The sequence below is a fragment of the Acinetobacter sp. YH16031 genome (assembly GCF_013417335.1).
Classification (GTDB): domain Bacteria; phylum Pseudomonadota; class Gammaproteobacteria; order Pseudomonadales; family Moraxellaceae; genus Acinetobacter.
In genome coordinates this window covers 1-3,534 of the sequence record NZ_VPED01000088.1, presented here as the reverse complement: position 1 = coordinate 3,534, position 3,534 = coordinate 1, and the positions used below count along the sequence as shown (strand labels likewise).

General features: G+C 37.3%; 5 protein-coding genes. 3 read left to right on the top strand and 2 right to left on the bottom strand.

Going from position 1 to position 3,534, the window contains the following annotated elements:
• Positions 1-172 precede the first annotated feature (172 nt).
• On the bottom strand, positions 173-1,360 hold the full coding sequence (tet(39), locus tag FTV31_RS15960; protein ID WP_125279692.1) for a tetracycline efflux MFS transporter Tet(39): 1,188 nt from the start codon (positions 1,358-1,360) through the stop codon (positions 173-175).
• Between the two features lie 65 nt (positions 1,361-1,425).
• Between tet(39) and FTV31_RS15955 the strand changes: the two genes are divergently transcribed.
• The 3 genes from FTV31_RS15955 to FTV31_RS15945 all read left to right on the top strand — a co-directional run bounded on the left by FTV31_RS15955 (position 1,426) and on the right by FTV31_RS15945 (position 2,981).
• Positions 1,426-2,067, top strand: coding sequence for a TetR/AcrR family transcriptional regulator C-terminal domain-containing protein (locus FTV31_RS15955; RefSeq protein WP_004787586.1), 642 nt, complete (start codon positions 1,426-1,428; stop codon positions 2,065-2,067).
• A gap of 323 nt (positions 2,068-2,390) precedes the next feature.
• Complete coding sequence (locus FTV31_RS15950; RefSeq protein ID WP_004787583.1) at positions 2,391-2,687, top strand: type II toxin-antitoxin system RelE/ParE family toxin; 297 nt, start codon at positions 2,391-2,393, stop codon at positions 2,685-2,687.
• A 3-nt stretch (positions 2,688-2,690) separates the two neighbouring features.
• The gene (locus FTV31_RS15945; protein WP_004787581.1) at positions 2,691-2,981 is read left to right on the top strand and encodes an addiction module antidote protein; all 291 of its coding nucleotides are present in this window, start codon (positions 2,691-2,693) and stop codon (positions 2,979-2,981) included.
• Positions 2,982-3,041: 60 nt separating this feature from the next.
• On the opposite strand, the gene FTV31_RS15940 is transcribed toward FTV31_RS15945, so the two are convergent.
• Positions 3,042-3,344, bottom strand: coding sequence for a hypothetical protein (locus FTV31_RS15940; protein ID WP_018680087.1), 303 nt, complete (start codon positions 3,342-3,344; stop codon positions 3,042-3,044).
• Positions 3,345-3,534: the final 190 nt, after the last annotated feature.

The following is a 3,534-nucleotide window of genomic DNA, read 5'->3' as shown; positions in this document are numbered from 1 at the left end:
TGGAACGTGAAAGATCATAAAAAAAGCCCGAACAGGGATGTTCGGGCTATAAACTAGAAACTACAGCATTGATTTCTATAGATAATTATAACGCATTTCGTATAAGGTGTATTATGTTAATTTTAGATAAACTATAGAATCCATTAGTTTTTAAACCAATAAATTAAATATTTTATGGAACTCCAGAATATTTATTCAGGCGATACTTAAGCAATAAGGGTAGGGTGATTACATAAAGTATTGCAGCTAATGCCCATACCATTCCAGGAGCTGATGCCTGAGTCATAAAATAGAGGCTAGTAACTAATACAGGACCAATTATAGCCCCCAGACTATTAAAACTGCTTAATAGCCCTTGTAATTCACCTTGTCTTTCATCACTAATACCTCTGGACATCATTGCTTGCAAAGCAGGAACGGCTACTCCACCAAGGGCAAACAATGGTAACAACGCAAAAGGCACCCATTCTTCAACAGCAATAGATAAAAGAAGTAAACCAATTGCATCGCAAGCTATTCCACATAACAACGTATTTTTCTCTCCAAACCTCTTTACCATAGGGGCGATAGCAAAAGCCTGTGCAATAGAATGGCATATTCCATAACTAGCAAGGGAAACACCTGCAATAAATATACTCCAGCCATAACGATCCTGCCCATAGATAACCCATAAAGTTGCGGGGACTTGTGAAACCAATGTGATAATTAAAAAGATACCAAGCAATGGAGCCATATTAGGTTGAGTGATCAAATAGGATAATTTCTTTAATATTGATTGCTCCTGAACCTTCTCAGTCATTTTATTGCTGTGTTTTGATTCTTTTAATAAGACTGCTGTCATTATTAAATTAATCCCATTCATAAAAGCAGCAGCAAAGAACGGTGCATGTAAGTTCCATTCACCCAAAACTCCACCTATTACCGGACCCGCTATAAACCCAATACCAAAGACAGCTCCAAGGAGACCAAACCTTTTTGCACGCTCATGGGCTGGAGTAATATCTGAAACATAAGCTGTTGCAACAGCCATGTTGGCACCTGTAATTCCCGCAAAAATACGACCAATATATAGCCACAATAGAGAAGGAGCAGCAGCCATTAGGAGATAATCAGCCGTTGCAACAGCAATTGAAATAATTAATACAGGTCGACGTCCAAATCGGTCACTCAACGCTCCAAGGATAGGTGCAAAAATGAACTGCATCAGAGCATACACAGCTAATAAAGCACCATAGTGAACACCGCCTGCTTCAGCTCCAGCCAATGACCGTAATAATTCAGGCAAGATCGGCATAATTAAACCAATCCCAACAGCATCCAGAAATATAGTGATTAAAATCACGCTCAATGATTTCTTCACAAATGCCTTCTCTAGCAATGATAGAATTAATATTCTCTCACACACTCCCTATCAGTGATAGATTTATGAGTAAAAAAGATATTGCACCTCAACGTCTGACACGTGAAATAGTCCTGCGTACCGCATTGGATATGTTGAATGAAGAAGGCATAGATTCAATAACCACACGCAAGCTAGCTCAACGATTGGGTATTAAATCTCCAACTCTATATTGGCATTTCAAGAATAAATCCTTGTTAATGGAAGCAATGGCGGAAACCATTATAAATGAACACCATTTAGTTTCTTTACCCATCGATGGGATGACATGGCAAGATTGGTTGCTCGCTAATTCTGTAAGCTTTCGTCGAGCACTACTAGCTTACCGTGATGGTGCTCGTCTACATGCAAGAACTAGCCCCAGTCAAGGACATTTCAACACGATTGAGGCCCAAGTTGCGCTGTTATCTCATGCTGGGTTTTCTCCTGTTGAAGCAGTTGCATTACTTATGACATTAGGAAGGTTTATTGTTGGGTGGGTCCTTGAGGAGCAGCAAGAAGAAATAAGATCAGACCCACCATTCGAAGCCGATCCAACTATATATCCACTCATGCTCCAAGGAGTGAATACCTTACAAAATATGAATGCGGATGACATTTTTGAAAATGGGATTCGTATGGTGATTATCGGTGCTGAAAGACAACTTGATATTAAAATGCAAACTTAACTCTATACTGCTTTAAGCAACTGTTCTATTTAGTAATAAAGCTTTTATCCTTAATTATTTAACATAATAGAGCTTATACGAAACGCAATTTAAAATATTATTGTTTTTCATATAGTTATAAAATTTTGACTGACTTCAAAAACAGTAAAAAGCCGACTTAGAAACAAGTCGGCTTTTTTATGAGCAGGTTTGATACCTTTTGCCAAGAACATAGGTTATTAAATAATCAATTGATAAAATATATTCTTATTATTTCATTTACTCATAAAATATATTCATTATAATGTTGTGTATTCGATCGAATACAATAAAGAGGAACTTTCATGACCGAGATTAAACGTCTCCCTGAATTTGATGAATGGCTAGATAGCATTAAAGACAGTATGACCCGTCTTAAACTGAATCGAAGATTAGATAAGGTTCAGCGTGGTAATTGGGGCGATGTAAAGCATCTTCAAGAAGGTGTTTGGGAAATGCGAGAGTTCTTCGGACCAGGTTGGCGCATGTATTACATCAAACATGGTGATGTAATCATTGTGATGCTTGGAGGTGGTGATAAATCTACACAGCAAAAGGATATAGAACGAGCTGTTGATTTATCAAAATCTTTAGAGGATTGAAAAATGGTTAAAATAGCTGATCTACCTAGCTTTGACATGGCAGAAGCACTTAAGAGTGAAGAAGATATTGTAATGTATCTTAATATGGTTCTTGAAGAGAATGACCCTGCTGAACTAGCTCATGCACTTGGTGTAATTGCTAAAGCTCGTGGTATGACTCAAATCGCTAAAGAAGCAGGAATTGGACGTGAAGCACTTTACAAAGCACTTCGTCAAGATTCAGCACCTCGTTTTGATACGATTAATCGTGTAGTAAATGCTTTAGGTCTAAAACTAACTGTGCAGAATGCATAACTATTAATAAAATTTTGTCTAAGTTCCATCTTATTTAACATAAAATCTCTTATGCGAAATTTAGGTCTTATCCCAAATAAATCCATTAAAAAGATCTTTATCTTTCTGCTTATTTTCTTCGGTCTTATTTTCCGTATTTAAAAATTGCTCAAAATCGGCTAATTGCTGTTTAAACGATTCATCATTTTTTAATTTATTTAAAGCCCAAGCTCCCAGTAGAATTTTACGTCTCGTATCATCTTTACGTTGCTGATCAGAAACTTTCTTTTTTTCACGAGCAGCAATAGCTTGTTTTTGTGCTTTTAGTTGTCTTAATCGTTCTTCTTGCTTTGCAATTTTTTGCTCTAAAGTTTCAACACTCATACCATCACCATCTCAAGGAATCCCCCTCAAGCATAGGTCTGTTTGAATTGAAATTCAAGACAGCCCATGCTATCGTGGTTTTCCCGAAGGGCGCACTTAGCCATTGGATTTCATCCAATGGTGCGACAAGGGGTAAATCCCCTTTGTAATCCCCTGACCAACATATACATGTTGGTAATTTCGATAAATC